The 18,942-nt window shown below is 66.0% G+C and carries 17 protein-coding genes and 2 riboswitches; of the genes, 2 read left to right on the top strand and 15 right to left on the bottom strand.

Going from position 1 to position 18,942, the window contains the following annotated elements:
- Positions 1-242: 242 nt before the first annotated feature.
- Complete coding sequence (locus ASG63_RS06790; RefSeq protein WP_210171797.1) at positions 243-1,529, bottom strand: phage major capsid protein; 1,287 nt, start codon at positions 1,527-1,529, stop codon at positions 243-245.
- 314 nt (positions 1,530-1,843) lie between these two features.
- On the bottom strand, positions 1,844-2,095 hold the full coding sequence (locus ASG63_RS25075; protein WP_156394097.1) for a hypothetical protein: 252 nt from the start codon (positions 2,093-2,095) through the stop codon (positions 1,844-1,846).
- Positions 2,096-2,658: 563 nt separating this feature from the next.
- On the opposite strand from ASG63_RS25075, the gene ASG63_RS24005 reads away from it, so the two are divergent.
- Both ASG63_RS24005 and ASG63_RS25080 read left to right on the top strand, forming a co-directional pair.
- Positions 2,659-3,030 (top strand): hypothetical protein, encoded by a 372-nt coding sequence (locus tag ASG63_RS24005; RefSeq protein WP_244479835.1) that lies wholly within the window; start codon positions 2,659-2,661, stop codon positions 3,028-3,030.
- Positions 3,031-3,257: 227 nt separating this feature from the next.
- Positions 3,258-3,512, top strand: a complete 255-nt coding sequence (locus ASG63_RS25080; RefSeq protein WP_156394098.1) for a hypothetical protein — start codon at positions 3,258-3,260, stop codon at positions 3,510-3,512.
- An 87-nt stretch (positions 3,513-3,599) separates the two neighbouring features.
- Here the strand turns inward: ASG63_RS25080 and ASG63_RS06795 are convergent, their stop codons facing one another.
- The 13 genes from ASG63_RS06795 to ASG63_RS06855 all read right to left on the bottom strand — a co-directional run bounded on the left by ASG63_RS06795 (position 3,600) and on the right by ASG63_RS06855 (position 18,086).
- Positions 3,600-4,625, bottom strand: coding sequence for a hypothetical protein (locus ASG63_RS06795; protein WP_056213389.1), 1,026 nt, complete (start codon positions 4,623-4,625; stop codon positions 3,600-3,602).
- A complete protein-coding gene (locus tag ASG63_RS24010) occupies positions 4,625-5,569 on the bottom strand; it encodes a YdaU family protein (RefSeq protein ID WP_082559201.1) in 945 nt (314 codons plus the stop codon). The genes ASG63_RS06795 and ASG63_RS24010 overlap by 1 nt, the downstream gene beginning before the upstream one ends.
- A complete protein-coding gene (locus ASG63_RS06805; protein WP_082559202.1) occupies positions 5,569-6,978 on the bottom strand; it encodes a replicative DNA helicase in 1,410 nt (469 codons plus the stop codon). The genes ASG63_RS24010 and ASG63_RS06805 overlap by 1 nt, the downstream gene beginning before the upstream one ends.
- On the bottom strand, positions 6,975-7,205 hold the full coding sequence (locus tag ASG63_RS06810; RefSeq protein WP_056213398.1) for a hypothetical protein: 231 nt from the start codon (positions 7,203-7,205) through the stop codon (positions 6,975-6,977). Before ASG63_RS06810 ends, ASG63_RS06805 begins: the two co-directional genes overlap by 4 nt.
- Positions 7,202-7,450, bottom strand: coding sequence for a hypothetical protein (locus ASG63_RS06815; protein ID WP_156394099.1), 249 nt, complete (start codon positions 7,448-7,450; stop codon positions 7,202-7,204). The genes ASG63_RS06810 and ASG63_RS06815 overlap by 4 nt, the downstream gene beginning before the upstream one ends.
- Positions 7,451-8,214: 764 nt before the next feature.
- Entirely contained in the window at positions 8,215-9,396 is a 1,182-nt protein-coding gene (locus ASG63_RS06820; RefSeq protein WP_056213403.1) for a DUF1624 domain-containing protein, read from the bottom strand.
- The gene (locus ASG63_RS06825) at positions 9,396-11,504 is read right to left on the bottom strand and encodes a TonB-dependent siderophore receptor (protein WP_244479836.1); all 2,109 of its coding nucleotides are present in this window, start codon (positions 11,502-11,504) and stop codon (positions 9,396-9,398) included. Before ASG63_RS06825 ends, ASG63_RS06820 begins: the two co-directional genes overlap by 1 nt.
- A 110-nt stretch (positions 11,505-11,614) precedes the next feature.
- A riboswitch (cobalamin riboswitch) is annotated at positions 11,615-11,813 on the bottom strand.
- Positions 11,814-11,909: 96 nt separating this feature from the next.
- Positions 11,910-12,440: an AAA family ATPase gene (locus ASG63_RS06830; RefSeq protein ID WP_056213450.1), complete on the bottom strand. Its 531-nt coding sequence runs from the start codon at positions 12,438-12,440 to the stop codon at positions 11,910-11,912.
- 14 nt (positions 12,441-12,454) lie between these two features.
- Positions 12,455-13,417 carry a DUF6925 family protein gene (locus ASG63_RS06835; protein ID WP_056213405.1) on the bottom strand — a complete coding sequence of 321 codons (963 nt, stop codon included), beginning with the start codon at positions 13,415-13,417 and terminating at the stop codon, positions 12,455-12,457.
- Entirely contained in the window at positions 13,392-14,210 is an 819-nt protein-coding gene (locus ASG63_RS06840; protein ID WP_056213407.1) for an ABC transporter ATP-binding protein, read from the bottom strand. The genes ASG63_RS06835 and ASG63_RS06840 overlap by 26 nt, the downstream gene beginning before the upstream one ends.
- Positions 14,207-15,217, bottom strand: a complete 1,011-nt coding sequence (locus ASG63_RS06845) for a FecCD family ABC transporter permease (protein ID WP_443189778.1) — start codon at positions 15,215-15,217, stop codon at positions 14,207-14,209. The genes ASG63_RS06840 and ASG63_RS06845 overlap by 4 nt, the downstream gene beginning before the upstream one ends.
- Before the next feature lie 20 nt (positions 15,218-15,237).
- Positions 15,238-16,023, bottom strand: coding sequence for an ABC transporter substrate-binding protein (locus ASG63_RS06850; protein ID WP_056213452.1), 786 nt, complete (start codon positions 16,021-16,023; stop codon positions 15,238-15,240).
- 83 nt (positions 16,024-16,106) lie between these two features.
- Positions 16,107-18,086, bottom strand: a complete 1,980-nt coding sequence (locus ASG63_RS06855; protein WP_056213412.1) for a TonB-dependent receptor plug domain-containing protein — start codon at positions 18,084-18,086, stop codon at positions 16,107-16,109.
- 121 nt (positions 18,087-18,207) lie between these two features.
- A riboswitch (cobalamin riboswitch) is annotated at positions 18,208-18,419 on the bottom strand.
- Positions 18,420-18,942: the final 523 nt, after the last annotated feature.

Below are 18,942 nucleotides of genomic sequence, written 5' to 3' on the forward strand. Positions count from 1 at the left end.
CTGGGAGTTTCCGCCCCACGGTGGGGCGCGGAAAGAGGTGTGCCGGCCACGCCCAGGGATACGCAGACTGCCGGCTCTCGCTGTTGTTGCGGACACCATGCGAGTGGTCCGGCGGGCGCGAAACACGAAGCGACCCGCAATCTTGGAATGGTGTGCGCCGACCCTGGCGCCAGGTCTCGACAGGATCGGCGCTAGGGTCCGGGAGGAGGTTTCGCGGCCTGATGGACCGGACCCATCTCGGATTAGGCGGCGACCTTGAGGAAGCGCACCGCTCTCGGATCAAGGATGCCGCCGCCGACGCGCTTCCGGGTGTAGAACAGCACGAAGGGCTTAGCGGTATAGGGGTCGCGCAGGAGGCTGGTACCGACGCGATCGTTGATCACGTAGAACCGGCTCCAGTCGCCGAAGGCCACGGGGAGCGCTCCGGCAGCCACGTCGGGCATCGACTCGTCGAAGTAGACCGGCTTGCCGACGAGGGTCGGGGGCTGGCCCAGGATCAGCGACGGCTGCCAGAGGTAGTTGCCCTGGCCGTCCTTCAGCTTCGAGACCGCGCCCATCGTCGCCGAATTCATCAGCCACGACCCGTTGGCCCGGTAGCGGGCACCGAGCGCGTAGACCAGGGCGATCAGGCCGTCACCGGTGATGGCCGCGGCTGCACCCGTGTTCGTGACGCCCGGCTCACCGCCCGGGTGGATGTTGGTGCCGGTGCCGATGTAGCTGAGGAAACCCTGCGGCTTGTTCACACCGTCGCCGCTGATGAAGGCGATGCCCTCCTGCTTATTGAACTCGTCCGCCACCTCAGCGGCCAGCCAGTCCTCAAGATTGATGCCGGCGTCTTCCAGCAGGTTCTGCGTGATGGCCGGCTGCGCGTAGAGTTCGCCGGCCTTGAAGGTTATAGGCGCCAGGGTGGCCGTCGAGGTCTGCGGACGAGTGGCGGTCTCACCGACCCAGCCGGAGCCCCAGCCGCCCGTGTTCCAGAGCGTGCTGTAGCCGCCGCTCGCGGTGCTGACGACGGTGCAGAGGTTGCGAAGGGAGCTTTCCAGGCGCAGGGCCTTGTGGATCTGCCGATCCCACTCGACGGGAGCGATGTACCCGCCATCCTGGTTGCTGCCGCTGTTCATGGCGGCCCGGATGATGGCTCGCTCGCCGCTGGCGTTCGCCCGCTTCAGCTCCTGCTCGCCGTCGTCGCGGCGCATCCAGTTCGCGAAGGTGCGGGTGTACTCCGGATCGACCGGAAGGGCAGAAGAGTCGCCACTTGGGGCGATGCCGAGTGCGGCAAGTCGCTTCTGCATGTCATCGTAGGCAGACTGGACACCATCCATCTCACCACGATGGCGCGTCTTGAACGCATCGAAATCAGCCGCGATCTGACGCAAAACCTCCTTCGGATCGAGGTCGGCCCGAAGGCCAGGCAGTCCATCGGGACGTGTGCTCAGAAGCGCGCGCGGGAGGGGGACCGAGGCCATTACCGAGCCAAGCATGGCCCTTGGGTAGTGCCCTGCGGTCCCATTGAGGGAGGCGTGGGTCATCGTTCGTCTCGGAATGTGAGGAAACGGCCTCGCGAATGCGAAACCTGATGGGAGCCCGCGCTCACACCGACGCTTTTGACGTCAGCGGCCTCAGCTCATCACCGTCCCAATCCACCTGCATCTCGCGCGATGGCTTGATCTGGCACCGCAGCAGCCTCAGCAGAATCGCTCATGCCGAGGTACTGAGCTTTAGGCGATCCCTCGCAGAGGTGACCCCTGCGATCGTAACGGCAGCGCCCGGCGTGCCGTCCCGTGACCTGAAAACAAGAATAGGAAAAACCTATCAGCCGTCAAGCCGCAATCCAGCCTACCTATCAATGGATTGGGGACGGTGGAACAGAGGGCTCGCCGATATCGCTGCGGACCACCGCGGCAACGCCTGCAGTCAGTCGAGCAAGCTCTTCAGCCAGAACCTCGGCGCCAACGGACCGCGACCAGCGGGACAACCCAGCAGCTACCAATGCCCGGCCGATGTCCGAATCCGATACGCCGCGCTCGGCAAGACGGTCTCCAGCGGCCTCAAAGGCACGAGTAGCACGCCGGGCATTCTCCTCGCTGTCGGTCATCGAAGGGTCCTCTCGATGGTGGTGCGGAGGTGCGGAGTAAGTGCGGAGTGCGGAGTAGAAACTCCGCAGGGCAAGACGGTACTCGAAACGCCTCGCGATGTCCCTCTAAGCCATAGCAAACATGGGAGATTTTGCGATTTCCTGGGGACGACATGAGGTCGCCTTTCTGCGGACTCCGCACCCCCAAGAAAACCCAGCAGGATAAAATCTGCGGATGGGACCTGATGCGGTAAAAGCGTCCTAGAGTTGGGAACTTCGAGGTGCCCCCTCGGTCTAGCTTGCGGCTGAGCTCAGCGCATAGGTGCATTGCTGCGATGCACGCACCTCTGAACACCAGAAGCCGGAACTAGCTGATGGCAAAGGGTGATTTCGAATAATACAAATGTCGCAGCGCAATATTTCAAATCTTTTTCATTAGCTTTGAACTATACGCCTGCGACCCGATGCACAAAAAGGGTTGTGCGAGCGAATAGGGACACGAGGTAGAGCCCAGCGCCAATCATTCGTCTGATCAAGAGCGACTTAGACGCTTACGGATCGGGCGGAGGACGAAAGGAACTACCATGAAGAATTCTTCCAAGATCGTCGCCGGCATCGCACTGGCGATCGGCTTTGCTGCGTCCCCGAGCTTCGCTCAGAACTTCAATTCCGACAGCGCCAGCTACAACCGTGATGGGACCCTCAATGTCTGGGGCGCCCACATTGACCCGCCGCGGTCGCAGGGCGGTCTAATCGGCGGAGTTCCAAACGTCCTCGGTGGCGTGACTGGTGCCGTGGGCGGTGTGGTCGGTGGGACTGTCGGCGCAGCCGATAGCATCGTGACGGGTTCGGTTGGTCCCCGCCGGGGTGATCGTGCTGCTCGCTACGGTAACGTCGAGCAGAACGACGAGATGAGCTATCCGGATAGCCGCCCAGTTCGCGGCGCTGCCTACTAAGGCTATCCACCTTCGGAATAATCGAGCGGCGGGGCGAGAGCCTCGCCGTTTGTCGTTTAGTGCCTTCGCGAAGCCCCTCATTGTGGCTGAGCCATGATGAAGGGCTGGACGCTCGGCATCCGTCGCCATGGGCGCCTCCCATTTACTCGCGAAGTTCATGAAAGCTCGACGAGCCTTAAAAGCAGCGTATCCTGATCCCGGTCCCGTATGGGACGAGGGAGGTAAGCATGTCCGCAAACTGGAAATCAGTTAAAGAGGACTTGGACTGGAGCTTGAACCAGGGCGAAGACGTGAAAGGCCGGCCCGAACTAAAAGAAGCCTTCAGCAAAGGCGACGCCAAGGAGATGGGGCACGTTATCGAAGCGTACAAAATGGGACAGCGCGATAACCATAAGATCGCGAACCTCACGCGGTGTGCCCACGAAGATGATAAGCGCCTATACAACATTGGCCGAAAGCTAATCGAGCTTAAGGCTTCGTAGCATTCACCGAGGCGGGTTGAGGTGATCACTCCGGTTGCGTTGCCGTTCGCGCTCCGGTGCATGGTTATGCAGTCCGGCAAGCTTGCCTCAACCCTCCACATGGCTGCGCCTCCTGATGTTTCCGACGGTCTGCGGAGAGACACCTGCTCTGCGCGCGATCTCACGATCCGTGAGAGGGGCGGTGCCAGCGTTCTCGGTATCAAGCAGGGCCAGCACGTCGCGGCGCTTCTCGGCGTTGGTACGGCAGGGGTGTCCAGATTGGACGGGGGGGCTTGAGGTCCCCGGATCGGGGGAGCTCACCGGCTCGCTCGTACCTCGTTGTCCACTTTGGACGGGTGCAGCCTCGTCCCGGATACGAGCCCCCATGCGCTCAATGTCGGCGCGGAGGGTGCTTAAGGCTGGCTCCTGCTCCTCCCATGATCGCGCCATGTCGAGCCGGGCCACATGCTCCATCCAGGAGAGCCGTGCACGGATGTCGTTCAGGGACCGGGCCGGAAGGCACTGGCAGAGATCCTCGAGGACGTAGCGGCGCGCGTCGGCCCACAGATGGGGCGAGTAGTCCCTATCGAAGGCGCACCGGTCGCTGTCCCGCTTCTCCGCAGCCTCGTACTCCGCCCACGCGGCCGCAGTCGTCGCCGGTAAGGGCCATGCCCTTGTGACCGCCTGGCGGACGCTCTCCGGCATCCGCGAGCGGGAGTCGAGGGACCCCCATCCGTCCAGGCGATAGATGGTGTTCCAGGTCTCACCCGAGCCAAACAAGGGCTCGCAGGCTCGACGCAGGGCAGTCTCACGTTCGGTGTCGGCCCAGACGGCATCCTCGGACCCGTATTCTGCAAGCAGGACGCTGCGCTTGGCTGCCCGCTCACGCTCGCGCTCGGCTCGCTGGGCCCGCATCTCGGGGGTGTTGAAGAAGTCGTTGAAGGCGTCGGCCGCAGCCTGCGCTTGGGTCTTGGGTTTCGGGGTGTCCAAAGTGGACATTGCCTGTTCGACGCTCATCCCGGCCTTCCGGGCGAGGGTCTGCATCTTCAGCATCGCCGCGGTCTTCTCACCCGGGCTGTCGGTGCGATCGTGAAGGGCGCGAACCTTGGCGAAGGTCTCCAGTCCGGCAGCCATCAGCCTGTCCCCGTCAGCAGCGTGAGGCTCGGCCGGGCCGTGTGGAGGATCCCGAATTCGGCGAGCACGCCGGCCGGGACCAGCGTCCGAGGATCGTCGGGGGGCGGCGTCCTCTGCGCCAGCGTCCACTGCCCACCGGTGGTCTTCCAGCGCCGTAGGTGCCCGCGCCAGTCGTCAGCCGAGAGCGTGGCGAGGTAGGCGGCCGGATCCGCGGAGGCGCTGCTGCCATCGACGCCCCCACCTTGGGCGAAGCGCTCGAAGCGGGCTTGGTTGAGCCAGGTCGTTGCCAGAGGAACGAACTCGGTTCCGACCTTGCCCTTGGCCTGCAGGTCGGCCGCATGGGCGCGGACCGCTTTGAGGATCGCGGCCGGGTCGGCTCCGTCGCGGATCACCTTGGCGTAGGCCCTCACGGCAGGCTTCCGGGGGTTGTCGCCGTCTCGTTTCGGATAGGCGGACCAGAACTCGGCGAAGCCCGGCGGGTCTGTCCCCTTGGGGACTATAGGGGAGTCTTCTCTTCTCTTCTCTTTTAGGCTTGAAAGGTTTTCTAGCGTCGCTTGAGACGCATCGTTTGTTTCCAATGGGTTAGGCGTCTCATCCGGGATGTTTTTCTGAGTTTCTGCGCGGATTGCTCGGGTTTTTCCGCCTTTCCCAGCATTTTCCCGATTTTTCATCACCGATTCGAGCTCGCGATCCGCCCGCGCGTTGTGAATGCACCCGTCTTTCACCGTGACTTTGCCGGCTGCGACCAGTTCGGCGAGCGCCCGTCCGAACGCCTTCACGGTCATGTTGCAGCGGCCGGACAGGCCACGCTCGTTCATGGCGATTGGCCCTTCGTTGAGCATGATGAGCTGAATGACGACGTGGTAGGCGCGATAAGCACTGTCGCTCAGTGTCTCGGTGCCGTTCATCCAGGCGGGGATGTCGTGCTTGTAGAAACCGACCATCAGCGTGCCTCCGCCAGGACATTGCAGGCGACATCACAGAAGCACTCGATCCGGATCGTGGGTCCGGAACGCTGCTTTAGGATCTCGATTTCCAGCGTGTTGATGGTGCGCGCGAGCCGATCCTCCTCGACGTCGGTTCGGTCAGCCTTGTGCTCGAGGTAGTAGGCGTCGCGGTACAGCCCGAGCACCACGTCGGCATCCTGCTCGATCGACCCGCTTTCGCGCAGGTCTGAGAGGATGGGGCGCTTGTCCTGGCGCTTCTCCACCTCGCGGTTGAGCTGGGACAAGCCGAGCACCGGAATACCGAGCTCCTTGGCCAGCCCCTTCAGGCCGGAACTGATCTCGGTCATCTCCTGCACCCGGTTGCCCGAGTAGCGCTTGGACGGGCGGATCAAGCCGATGTGGTCGATGATGAGAGCCGCGAACGGGATGCCCATCCGCTCGGCCTTAAGCTTCATCTGCCGGGCCCGGGCCGAGATCTGCGAGAGGGTGAGGCCGGGCTGCTGTTCAATCCAGAGCGGGATGTCGGCGCACGCCTCTGTCGCATCGCGCAGGCGGCCCATGGCGGTCTCTGACAGTCCGCGCGCCTCGGCGATGGCCCGGTAGGTAATCTGGTCCCATTCCCGCGGATTGTAGGCCAGGGCCGAGAGTACGCGTTCGGACAGCTCCTCGGCGTTCATCTCCAGGGAGATCAGGCCGACAGCTCCACTGCGGCGCGCGGCCGTCAGCGCGATGTGGAGAGCGGCCGTGGTCTTGCCCATGGCGGGCCGGCCGGCGAGCACCACGAACTGTCCGGGGCGCATGCCGAGGGTGGCGGTGTCGAGCTTCGGCACCCCGTAGGGCACGCCGATGATGCCCTTGCCCATCCGGGTCTGATCTACCCGGGCGAGCACGCTGGCGACGCCCTGGCCGAGAGTGACGCGCCGGGCACTCTCGCTAAGGCCGGCGCTTGCGACCTCGTCCAGCGCCTCGATCATGTAGGCGGCGTATTCGGTCGGGCTTCGCACCGATCCGTCTGTCATGGCTGCGACAGCGGCCTGGGAGGTCTCCAGCACTCGCCGCATCCGCGCGGCCTGGGCGATCAGCCGGGCATAGCTCGCCGCGCCGCTGACGGTAATCGCCTCCGAGACCAGCTTGGCGAGGTATCCGCCGACGGTCTGGCCGCCGAGGTCGGCGTTGCCGAGGACAGCCTTCATCAGCCCGAAGTCGATGGCCTCGCCGGCATCCCGGCGTTGTATCATCACCTCGAAGATGTGCCGGTGCAGCGGCTCGAAGAAGTCGCTGGGCTGCACGTGATCGCGGGCGCGGTCGAGGGCGTCGTTGTTGTGCAGGATGGCGCCGAGCAGGGCCTGCTCGCTGTCGAAGGCGGTCGGGGGCACCACGTCGGGCACCATGGTGGAGCCCATCATCGCATCACCTCGCGCTCTGCGGCCTGCAGGGCCAGGATGAGTTCGGGCAGCTTGGTCCGAGTGAGGCAGATGCCGGCCTTGGTCGCCACGGGCTCGCCGCGGCTGCTGCGGGGCGCCGAGAACACCCGCATGTCGACGAGGGCGTAGCCATCATGGATGGCGACGCTTACCCGGATCTCCTCCGAGTTGTTCTTGCGGACGGTGGCGATGGTGCGGAGGTCGCTCATGCCCGGCCTCCCTGCAGGAAGGCACGCATCTCATCGGGCCGGTTGAAGAGGGCGGTGACCGTGCCGTCCCGGCCGATCAGCGCGACGAGGCGACTTGCCAGCGCGGGCCGCGCGGCGGTATTCTTCGCACCGAAGCTCTTACCCGGGGTCTTCTGTTTAGCGCCGTTGCGGGCCTTCACCCCCGCGACGGCGTTCTTCGTTTTCGAGGGGGGAGGGGGGATCAACTCTCGTTTCGACAAGGCCAAATTTCCCTTTTCCTACAATGCAGGAACGAAGAGGGAATTTGTCGAAATGGTCTTTGAGACTGCTAGGCTTTCAGAGGCCTCTTAATCAGCGGGTCCAAGGTTCGAACCCTTGTGCACCCACCAAACTAACCAAACAATCTCAGTATGTTAGCGGGAATGGCCGCTAACCCTGCACCCCAGGTTATTCGCTGTGGGGTGCACTGGGGGTGCAGTCTTTTTCAGCTGCCCAGTTCTCCGAAACCAGTTCGATCCCAACGGTCGCAAAGCACCGGGACAACCACGTCTGGGCGGCGAGCTGCATCGTTGAAGGCCATCAGGTCCAACCCGCATGCCCTGAATACGGCGCTCGCCAGTGCCTCCCGGCGGCGGCATTCGTCCTCGGTGATGCTGTTCCGCCTCCGGGTCGCCCACCACGCGATACAGGGCTCCCTCCGGCGACCACGTGACTGTTTCCAGGCTGTCAGGGGGCACTAAGAGATCGGCGGCGTCCGGAGCGATCCCAGCTCGTACCCGCGTGCCGGGGTTATGGTCTGAACCTAATCAGCTTGACCGTTCGAATAGCTGCTTACGACCCGAACTGGTCGTTCACCAAAGCTTCGTTGATGCTCGAAAGCGGTCGTTTGTATAAGGGCGACTGGGACCCGCGCGTCATTGCGCAATCAATCTAAGACCATGGCTGGTGCTAAGGAATAACTTGCGCAATATATCGTAAAGCAATTCGTCGGAGAGGGGACGAGACGATCGGACCAAGTTGTGCTTTGAAACTAGAGATACTTGAGCCAGGCGATATCGCGACGTGCCACTTTGAAGCGCGAGAACCACGCCGTCGGCCAGTACAAGGGTACGACCAGGCCGACGTACCAGGCCAGCACCCAGCCATAATCTTCCACGCCGAACACGCTGCCCTGCGTCGGGCCCCAGATGGCGGCGGCACCATGGTACAGGAGCCGCAGGATCGTCAGGTGGAGCAAGTAGAAGAACATTGGCGCACCGCCGAACACTGCTAAGGCCGCGACGACTGGGGCGTCGCGCATTCGTTCAAGCGCAACGAGGAGGAGCGCCCCGATTCCGAGCGTCAGCAGCAGGAACAGCAGCGAGGGGGGATACTTCGTCAATGCGAGGAAGCTCATCGCGGTCCGAAGTGCATCGCCCTCGACCACGAACCAGGGCTTGTCGCCATACCCGTTCGCCAGGCGCAGCACCACGAAGGCGACGAGCATCCCGCAGCCGAGGGCCAGGAACCGGCGCTCGCGGGTGCGGTCCTCGACGCTCGGTAGGAACCACGGGCCGACTGCGTAGCCGAGCACGATCACGCCAATCCACGGGAACACGGGATAGGTCGTTTTTGCGACCAGCCCCAAGGGCAGCGCGATGACGTCACGCTGGTGCAGCATCGCCCAGACAGCGAAAAATGGTTGGTCAGGCTGGAGGTGGATCGGGTCGAGGAGGTTGTGTCCGCAGACGATCAGCGATCCGACAACGAAGAGGACCGGACGCGGCAGGCCGATCAGCACCGCCAGGACGATCATGCAGATGCCGATGCACCAGATCACCTGCAGCCAAATCGTCGGACTGGCGACGCCCCAGTACAGTTCCGAGAGGTAGATGACCTCCAGCGCCATTAGAACGAGGCCACGCTTCAGCAGGTAGGCTCGTGTCTCGGCCAGCGAATGTTTGGTGCCGAACAGGAAAGCTGCCACGCCGGTCAGCGCGATGAAGATGGGTGCGCACAGGCTGACGACGAGACGGGCCAGGGCCACGGCCGGCAGAGTTGTCCGAGCGTCGATCGGGTCGGCTACGGGAACGTGGAGGAACCAGGTCTCGCGCAGATGATCGAGCAGCATCAGCACCATCACCAGTCCGCGCAGGGCATCGATTGACGCGATGCGGCCGGACAGGGCCGACATGCCGGCGGACGCCTCGAATGGCTCCGGACGCTCGCCCATCAGAACCGTGCCGTCATGCTGACGGTGACCCGCCGCGGCTCGCCGACGCCGACCCAGAAGGTGTTGTAGGAGCGCTCGTAGTAGGTCTCGTCGAATATGTTGTCGACGTTGAGCCCAAAGCGCAGGTTCTCATAGCGGTAGTAGGCCAGCGCGTCCGTCAGGACGTAGCCGGGCAGCCGGAAGCTCTCGACCCCGCTGTCGCCGAGGCGCGAACCGACGGCCCGGAACCCGCCGCCGATCCCAAAACCCTTCCAGTCGCCGGCCTGGACCTCGTAGATGCCGAGCAGCGAGCCGCTATGGCGCGGGATGTTGAGGAGGGGTGACCCGGGACGCAGCACCTCGTCGCGGGTGACGGCCGCGTCGATGAAGGCATAGCCGCCGATCACCCGGAACTCCGGGGTGACCTGCCCGACGAGGCTGACGTCAAAGCCCTGGCTGCGTACGGCCCCGGCGGCGATCTGGAAGAAGAAGTCCGCCGGATCGGTGGTGAGCACGTTCTCCTTCTCGATGTGGAAGGCGGCGGCCGTCACGCTGAGGCCGTCGAACAGGTCGAGCTTGGCCCCGACCTCGTACGCGAACCCGGTCTCGGGCGCGAAGGGCCGGGAGGCGCTGTCGAAGCCGGTGTTGGGGCGGAACGAGGCGGCGACGTTGCCGTAGAGCGCCAGGAACGACAGCGGCTGGTAGACGAGCCCGGCCCGCGGCGAGAAGCCGGTACGGTCCTGTTCGGTCCGTTCGTTCGCGACCTTGTCGCGGAAGGTCTGGTTGTAGAAGTCGGTGCGGTTGCCCAGCAGCAGCTTCCATTCCGGGCTCAGGGCGATCTGGTCCTGGAGGTAGACCGCCGTGTTGCCGACGTTCTCGCTTGCGCTGTAGCGGCGCGTGAACGGGGGCTTGGCCTGCCCGTAGACCGGGTTGAACAGGTCGATGGCGAAGGGGTCGAGGCGCGGGGTCGAGCGCAGGAGGTTCTCGGTGCTGTTGTAGCGCTCGTGCTCCAGGCCGAGCAGCAAGGTGTGGGCGATGGGCCCGGTCTCGAAGCGCCCGACGAGTTCGGCTTGCCCGATGGCGACGCCCCAGGTGAAGTCGTGCTGGCGGAACTCGCGCAGCAGCGTGCGGCCGTCGTCGAGGATCCCGGTCGTGCCGGTCTGCAGGCCGGTGAGGCTTCCGGTGTTAAGGTGGGTGGCGACGCGCAAATGCCAGTCGGTGTTGAAGGCGTGCTCCAACCGCACCTGCAGCAGCGCGCTCTCGGATACGGAATCGTCGCCCGGCTCGCCGAAGAAGCGCGAGCGCGGGACGAGGCCGAGGCGGTTGTTCACCGCCACCGTACCGCGGTCGAAGGTCTGGCGGTTGCGCAGGTACTGCGCCTCGAACGTGATCTTGGTGTCGGGGGTGACCTGCCAGCTCACCACCGGCGCGAGCAGCACCCGATCTCCGTCGACGAAATCTCGAAAGCTGTCCTGGCGGGCGAGCGCGCCGTTGAAGCGGTAGAGGACGCTGCCGTCCTCGCTCAGCGCCCCGCCGGCATCGACCGTGGTGCGTGCGTTGCCGAAGCTGCCGAACAGAGTGCCCATCTCGACGAAGGGTCGCGCTACGGGCTGCTTGGTGAGGATATTCACGGTCCCGCCCGGATCGCTGCGGCCATAGAGGGCGCCGGCCGGGCCCTTCAGGACCTCGATGGACTGGACGTTTTGGGTGTCGGGGGCGCCGTTGTAGCCGCGGGCGATGTTGAACCCATTCTGGAAGATATCCTGGGTTGCGAAGCCGCGGACGGAGTAGAGGGCGAGGTTCTGGGCGCCGAAGTCGTTCTGCTTGCCGACCCCGGGTACGTAGTCGAGGGCGCGCTCGACCCGGGTCGCGGCGGTGTCGACCAGGACCTCCCGGGGCACCACGTCGACCTGCTGCGGCAGGTCGCGGCGCGGCGTCACCGTCTTGGAGCCGCTGTAGAGCTCGGGCACCCGGTAGGTCGGCATGGCGGTAAGGGTACCCTCGACCGAAAGCGCGTCGAGCACCACGGCGGTCTCGCCCGAGGGCGCCCCCTGGGCGGCGACGGCGGTGGGGATCGCGCAGGACAGGGCCAGCACGGACATCAGCGGGATGGACGGTGAACGGGACACGTTGATGGGCCTCGGGCGACGGCAGTGGCACGTCACCGCGAACGAGGCCGAACCACGCGCAGCGCGCATGCTTCCGCACCCGCCGGGGCACCCCGCCCAGCGTGTCTCGCGTGTGACCACGACTGACGGCAGGTCTCCTGGCTCGCGGGTCATCGCCCTTCACCGTCTTCCCGAGCGAGGCCGCTCAGTGACGTCGGTGGCGAAGGGCTCGCCGCTTACAGTTGCGGGGGCAGCCGCGGCGTTGGGGCTACCCCCGCACCGCGTTCCCTTTTGATCCTCCGGGGAGGAACCGTCACAGCCGAGGTACCATGCCGACGCCCATGCCCGTCAACGGACCAAGTGCAATGCACGAGGGGTTATGCCCTGCCGGCAACACTTGGGAACACGGATCGCTCGCTGCGTCCGTCAGGTCAGGACCTCGACCTGCTGCGGCGACAAGCTACGCCACCAAGCGTCCGGGGATTGGAAAACCTCGTAGGTGAACCGGAGGACCTCATCCGGCTGGCGATGCGACGGGTCCACCCGACCACGCTCCGCGTTGCGGACTTTCAGAACCTCCCACGGCACGTCGAACACTTTCCACTCCACGGTGAGCCCGTGTCGGGCGACGATCCCAAGCTCGCGCTCGAACACGGGTCTGATGAGATGTGTGTCCGCCATCACCACGCTGAAGCCGCTCGTCAGGGCGGCATCCAGGGCCGCTTCCTTGACCCGGTGCAGGAGGTCCCGGGCCGCATCGTCATGTGAGCCCTGCCTGAGTTCCCAGTAGACCTGCCGGTGCGGCGGCCAGAGGGTCTGACGGAAGTCGTCGAGGGTGAGGTGGACCCAGCCGTCGAGCGGATCGAAGCGGCGGGCGTAGGTCGTCTTCCCCGCGCCCGGGCAGCCGATTAGGCCGATTACCCTCTGGGGCGTACCCCACCGATTCCTGCCGGGCACCGTCCGGGTCACGGTCAGGCCGCCGCCTCTGCATCCTCGTCGTCGCCTGCCGTGGCCTCGATGATCTCGCCCCGCAGGTAACGTGCCTGGGCCTCGGCGACCCGGCGTGCGCCCTGGGCGTGGCGGGTCGACACCGTGCCGCCGGGCGCCTCGGGCCCGCCGCGCTTGATGGCCACGAGTTCCGGATCACCCCAATGGTCGAGCATCGCCTGGAACGCTTCGTAGCGGCCGGTATCGAAGGTGATGCGGTCGCCCATCATGTCCTTGTAGGGGTGGGCCGGGTGCAGGCCTCCGCAGGGGACCCAGCCCGCCGGGATCGGCGTCGTGGCGGCATGGGTCCGACCGCTGCGCAGGAGCTTCGGCAGTACGTGCGTGTGCGGACCTTCAGGACTGGTACCGCCAGCCCCGGGGATCGGGGCATAGACCTCGACGCGCCCGGCCCGCGCCAGGAATACCCGGTGCGGGCTCATGGCGACGAGATGCGGCCCGATGGGGTTTGCGTGGTCGAATAGCGGCATGCCGACGCCGGCCCGCAGCCGCTCGACGGCCTCCGGATCGCGTACCCGCACGCAGGCATCCACGGCGAGAAGGCCGAGGCCGAGGTCGAACAGGATGCCGTCGCGATCCTCGACCCGGGCGGCGTTTCGGTCGGGCCCGAGCTCCGTCACCACGGTCCTGCGGTTCATCGCGCAGGTCGCCTCCGGCAAGCAAAGCGCGATGGCGTGGTTCCAGCCGGACGAAACGGCCGTCTCGTAGGCGACGGGCCGCAGGTCGGAGCTCGGGGTCAGGGCGATGGCCCCGCGCGTGGTCGCAAGTCCCAGGCGCTCGTCCGGCAGCGCCACGACGGGTTCGTCGGGATCGCGCATGAACTCGGCGATGGCACCGAAGCTGCCCAGGCTCCAGGCCGTGGTCGGATCGGCCAGTGCACCGCGCAGAAGGGCGACGGTGGCATCAGGGCTGTTTGGGGAAGGCTGCATCGATCTCCTCCGTATGGGGCCCCGAACGGTTCCAGGGCAGGATGTAGGGGACTCCGTCCGGTCCAGCTCCACGGCAAACTGTGACGCCAAAGACGTCCGAAAGTAGCCGGTCGGTCAACGCAACGTCCGGGTGTCCATCGGCGGCGACACGTCCCGCGCCCAGGACCACGATCCGGTCGCAGAACCGGGCCGCGAGGGTCAGATCGTGCATGACGGCGACGACGCCGGTGCCGGCCAGGGCCACGCTCCGCAACAGCGTCATGGCGTCGAGCTGGTGGGCAGGGTCGAGGGCGGTGATCGGTTCGTCGGCCAACAACCACTCCGCTTCGACGGCGAGCGCCCGCGCCAGCAGCACGCGCATCCGCTCGCCCGTGGACAGGGTCGGTTCGGTCCGCTCGGCGAAGCGCGCGACATCGGTCCGTGCCATCGCTCGATTTATGGCGGCGTGATCGGCGCCATCGAGGCGACCGAACGCGCGTCGATGCGGCAGCCTGCCGAGGGCGACGAGGTCACGCACCTGCATCGGCCAACCGGCCCCCGCGCCCTGGAAAAGGACCGCGATGCGCTTGGCGCGCGCGTCGCGGGAGATGCCTTTGAGCGGCATACCGTCGATATTTACGCGGCCCTTGGTCGGGGCGACCAAGCCCGCAAGGGCTCGCAGGAGGGTGGTCTTGCCAGCGCCGTTCGGACCGACCAGACCAACGAGCGTGCCCGGCTCAAGGGACAGGCTCACGCTGGAGAGGACTGCCCGGCCGCCGAGGCGTACATCGAGGGCTTCGGTAGCGAGGCTCATGCGCCGCGCCCCCGTTCGCGCATCAACAGAACGATCAGGAACGGCGCCCCGACGAGGGCAGTCACCACGCCCAGCTTGAGTTCAGGCCGCGTTGCCAGGAGACGAACGCCCAAGTCAGCGGCAAGCACGAGGGCGGCCCCGGCGAGGCCACTCGGCCATAGGCTGGCACCAGGGCGTGCGCCGACCAGTGGTCGCACGAGGTGGGGCACCACGAGGCCGACGAAGCCGATTGCGCCGCTGACGGCGACGCCGCTGCCCACGGCGAGTGCCGCGCCCGTGACGAGGCGCAGGCGGACCGAGACCAGATGGAAGCCGAGACTCGCGGCCGTGTCCTCGCCCAGCGTCAGGGCATCCAGCGCGCGGCCGGTGGACAGCATCAGGCCCCAGCCCACCGCCATCAACGGCAGGCAAAGCCAGACATGATCCATGCTGCGGTCCGCGAGCGACCCCATCAGCCAGAACACGATCTCCAGGGCCGCGTAGGGGTTGGGCGACAGGTTTAGCGCCAGCGCCGTCATGGCACCCGTGAGGCTCGACAGGGCGACACCGGCGAGGATTAATCCCAGCGTGGTGCCGCCTCTTGCGGCAACGAGGTTCAGGGCGAGCGCCGCCACGGCGGCGCCGGCGATCCCGCCGAGCGGAAGGGCCAGGCTAAGCGAGGCTGCGAAGCCGCCATAGAAAACCACCACGGCCCCAAGGGCCGCAGCCGAGGAGATGCCGAGGATGCCGGGATCGGCGAGAGGGTTGCGCAGGTAGCCCTGCATCGCCGCCCCGGTGAGCCCAAGGCTGAAGCCGACAAGGCTGCCGAGCAAGGCACGAGGTAGGCGCAGTTCCCAGAGCACCAGCGCCGGGAGGGTCACCCGTCCGGCGATGAGGTCGCCAGCCGCCGCCGGAACGTCGAAGGGGGCATACCCGACCGCGATGGACGCGACCGTCAGGACGAGCACAAGCAGGCCGAGTATCCAGACGACCGCGCGGGGTCCGACGACCGCCCGGTCGACCCGCATGGGAGGCGGGAGGGGAGCGTTCATCGTGCCGCCCGTTGGTGTGCCGCCGCAGCGAGTAAGGCCACGACCTCGGCGACCTGCGGACCTGGACAGGTCCAGAGCCGGTTCGGAATCGAGACGGTACGCCCCTGCCGGCGCAGCGCGTCGAGGACGGGATGATGCAGCAGGGCATCGGCGAGCGACGGCGCGCCGGGCTCCCCCTCGTCGAGGACGATGAGGTCGGCGTCGGCCAAGGCCGCCGCTTCCAGCGGGACCTGCCCGAACCGGTCGCGACCGAGTTCGGCGGCGACGTTGGCGAGGCCGGCGGCACGGATCACCGCGTCGCCGAGGCTGCCGGGTGCCACCGTGAAGGCGTTCGGACGCATCACGAGGGCCCGCAAGGGTTTGGCCGCCGGCATCACCTGCGCCAGCCGTGCGTCGAGGTCCGCGACCATCGCCTCGCCGCGCGCCGGGTGCCCGAGGGCCGCAGCGACGGTCCGGATCTGGGCCCGCACCCCCTCGAAGTCGTTGGGTACGGCGAGTTCGAGAAGGGGGAAGCCGACGCGCTTGAGCAGGCCCACCGTGGTCCGTGTCGTGAAGGCACCGGCAACGACGAGGTCGGGCCGGAGGGCGACGATCTCCTCCGACAGGCCGCGCGTCACCGCGATGCCGGCAGCCTCCCGTGCGACGGTCGAGCCGCGCGGGTCTTGAGCGAGGTAGGTTACGGCGGCGACCTGATCGCGGTCGGCAAGCCGCAGGACGAGCTCGTCCGCGCAGAGGTTCATCGAGACGACGTGCCGGGGTCCCCCGGATGCCGGGGCGGCCATCCCAGCGGCAATCGACCAGATTTGGCTGACCGCCAGCATCACCGTCAGGACCGCGAAGCCTGACCGTCGTGCCATCGGCGGTCTCAAAACGCGGTCAGGTGGACGCCGCCGTAAACGGCGAGGCCTGCCCCGAGGAAGCCGGTGGGGTTCTCGTAGCGGCGGTCGAACAGGTTATCGACCCGCCCAAACACGCTCACCGTCTCGCTGACGTCGTAGTTCACCGCGAGGTTGACCAGGGTAAAGCCGGGGTTCTTGAGCCGGGCCACCGAGAAGTCGCGGTTGCCGTCGACGAAGTGGCCGAGCACGATCACGGTCCCGCTGACGGTCAGGCCCGGGAGGGGTGTCCAGAAGGCCGTCGCGCTGCCCTTATGGCGGGGCCGTCGCAGGAGCTCCTGGTGGGTGATCTCGTTCTTGGTCACCGTGTTGGTGTAGTCGACCCGGCCCTTAAAGGTATCGGAGAACCGGACAGCGACGAAGGCTTCCGCCCCGTACGATTCGGCCCGGCCGACGTTCTCGTTCGAGGTGAACGTCGCGTTCGAGGTGATGAGGTTCTTGAAGTCGTTGGCGTAGTAAGTCGCGCCGACGAGGACGCGGTCCCCCAGGGGCTGCTCGATGCCGGCGTCGTAGCCGAGGCTCTCCTCCGGCCTGAGGTTCGGGTTGGCGAAGAAGTTCAAGGCCGGGAAGCTCTGGAACAGCTGGCTCAGGGTCGGCGCCTTGAAGCCGGTGCCGACGCTGCCTTTGATCCGGGTCTCGGTGAAGGGCAGGATGTAGCTCGGCGCGACGCGGAAGGTGGTGGCCGGCCCGAAGGCGTCGTTCTCGTCGTGGCGGATGTTGGCAACGAACGACGCCCGCTCGAAGGGCGTCAGCTGGACCTCCCCGTAGCCGGCCGTGTTGCCGTTCCTCGCCCGCAAGTTGCCGGCCCCGAACGGGCTCGGGTCGGTGGTCGACAGGCTCTCGTCGTCACGCTGAGCGCCGAACAGGACGAGGTTGCCGGGCGAGAGCTGGTAGTCCCCGCGGTACTCGTAGCGCGTGCGCTCGCCCAGGCCCGTCGTCGCGTCCGGCGTGGCAAGGGGGTCGAGGGGGCCCTGCTGTCTGTTGAACAAGTTCGAGTAGTTGATCGCGAAGAGGTTGTGGAACCCAGCGAACGGTGTCCACTCGGCCTCGTTGCGGGTGAAGACCTGCTGCACGTCGGCGGCACTCCGGAACGCCGCCGGGAAGGCTGGGAAGGTGCTGTAGTCGGTTCCCGTGAATAGGAGACGGGAATTGATGAAGCGCGTCACCGAGTTGATGCGGAAGGTGTCGGTGAACTGGTAGCCGAACTTCGCCGAGACGGTCTCGTTGTCATAGAAGTTGGGATGAATCGGGCGGCCGAACGGGACGAGGTTCGGTGGTGTCACCGGCGTTGCCGCCGCACGGAAGTGCTGGATCGAGACCGAATAGTCGAAGCCGTCCTCCGACCCGCTGATCCTGCCGCTCTGATTGAAGGTCCCGAACGACCCGCCTTCGATCCGCGCGGTAGCCCTGGCCGGTCCCTCGCCACGCTTTGTCGTGAAGGAAATGGCACCTCCGATGGCGTCGCTGCCGTAGAGGCCGCTCTGGGGACCCCGCAGCACCTCAATGCGGGAAAGGTCGTCGGTCAGGAGCTGTCCGAAGTCGAACGAGCCGTTCGGGTTCGACGGGTCGGTCGCGTCGATCCCGTCGATGAGCACCTTCACGTGGTTGGAGTTCGAGCCGCGGATGAACACCGAGGTCTGGCCCCCAGGTCCACCGGTCTGGACGACGTTGAGGCCCGGCACCTGCTGGAGGGCATCCGGCACGGTGCGGCGCTGTTGGGCCTCTAGGGTGGCGGCGGTAAGCACGGTGACGCTCGATCCGACCTGGTCGACCGGGGTCGGAACGCCGGTGGCGGAGACGGAAAGCTCGGAGAGCGTGACGGCCGCCTCGGCGCCGCGCGGGACGCCGGCGAAGGGTGCTGCAGCCTGTTGCGCCAGGGCGGATACGGGAAGGGAGGCGCAGGCGAGCGCGAGCGTGCGCAGGCACGCGGATCGGGAGGGGAAGGACACGGGACAAGCCTCGGGCGACGTCTGTGGCACGTCACCGCGAACGAGGCCTGGGCGCTTGCCTGTCGTGAGGACAGCCGAACGCCTCGACACCCATCAGGACACCCCGCCCGATGCGTTTCGCGTGTGACCACGACTGACGGCAGGTCTCCTGGCTCGCGGGTCACCGCCCTCTCATCGTCTTCCCAGGCCCGAAGACCCAGTGACGTGTTGATGATGGGCTCGCCGCTTACAGTTGCGGGGGCAGCCGAGGCTTCGGGGAGGCCCTTTCGGACCTCGTCCTCACCGCGTTCCCTTTTGATCCTCCGGAGAGGAACCGTCGGGCATAAGGAGCCCGACCAAACGGCACGCCGTCAATACTACTTCAGGGCTTTTTAGCCGTGTGTGTTCAGAGGGTAACAAACAATGGCTCATGACCGCATGTCCTCGGCACACGGCGGCGTCGGCTTCTTTCGCATCATCTCTCAAAAGCGGACTGGCAGATATCCACCCATGTGATCAGTAGGATCCGCCGTCAGCGGATCCCGAAAACGGGCCATTCACCGGCGGCCCGAGAGCTTCGGTTCGGGGTGTGTAGCCGAAAAGCCTCGACGAACACGATAGGCCCGTGATCTTGATCGGCCATGTTGGCGTTCGCGACGGCCGTCACGTCGTCGACGATCCGAGGATCATTAGCAATTTTAGGGTCATTGACCTGAGGATTGCCTCGACTCCAGCGTCTCGCTTCCGGAGGTGCGCCCCCCGCAAGGAATGCACTCATACCAAGCCTCGCTGAGCAGGACTTACGCGGGGTAGCGTCGGCATCTCGGTCGTGATTCATTCCTGGGTTTGGAGCCTGAGGAGGATGCGATGGCTGCTC

The organism is Methylobacterium sp. Leaf94 (genome assembly GCF_001426045.1).
GTDB lineage: Bacteria > Pseudomonadota > Alphaproteobacteria > Rhizobiales > Beijerinckiaceae > Methylobacterium.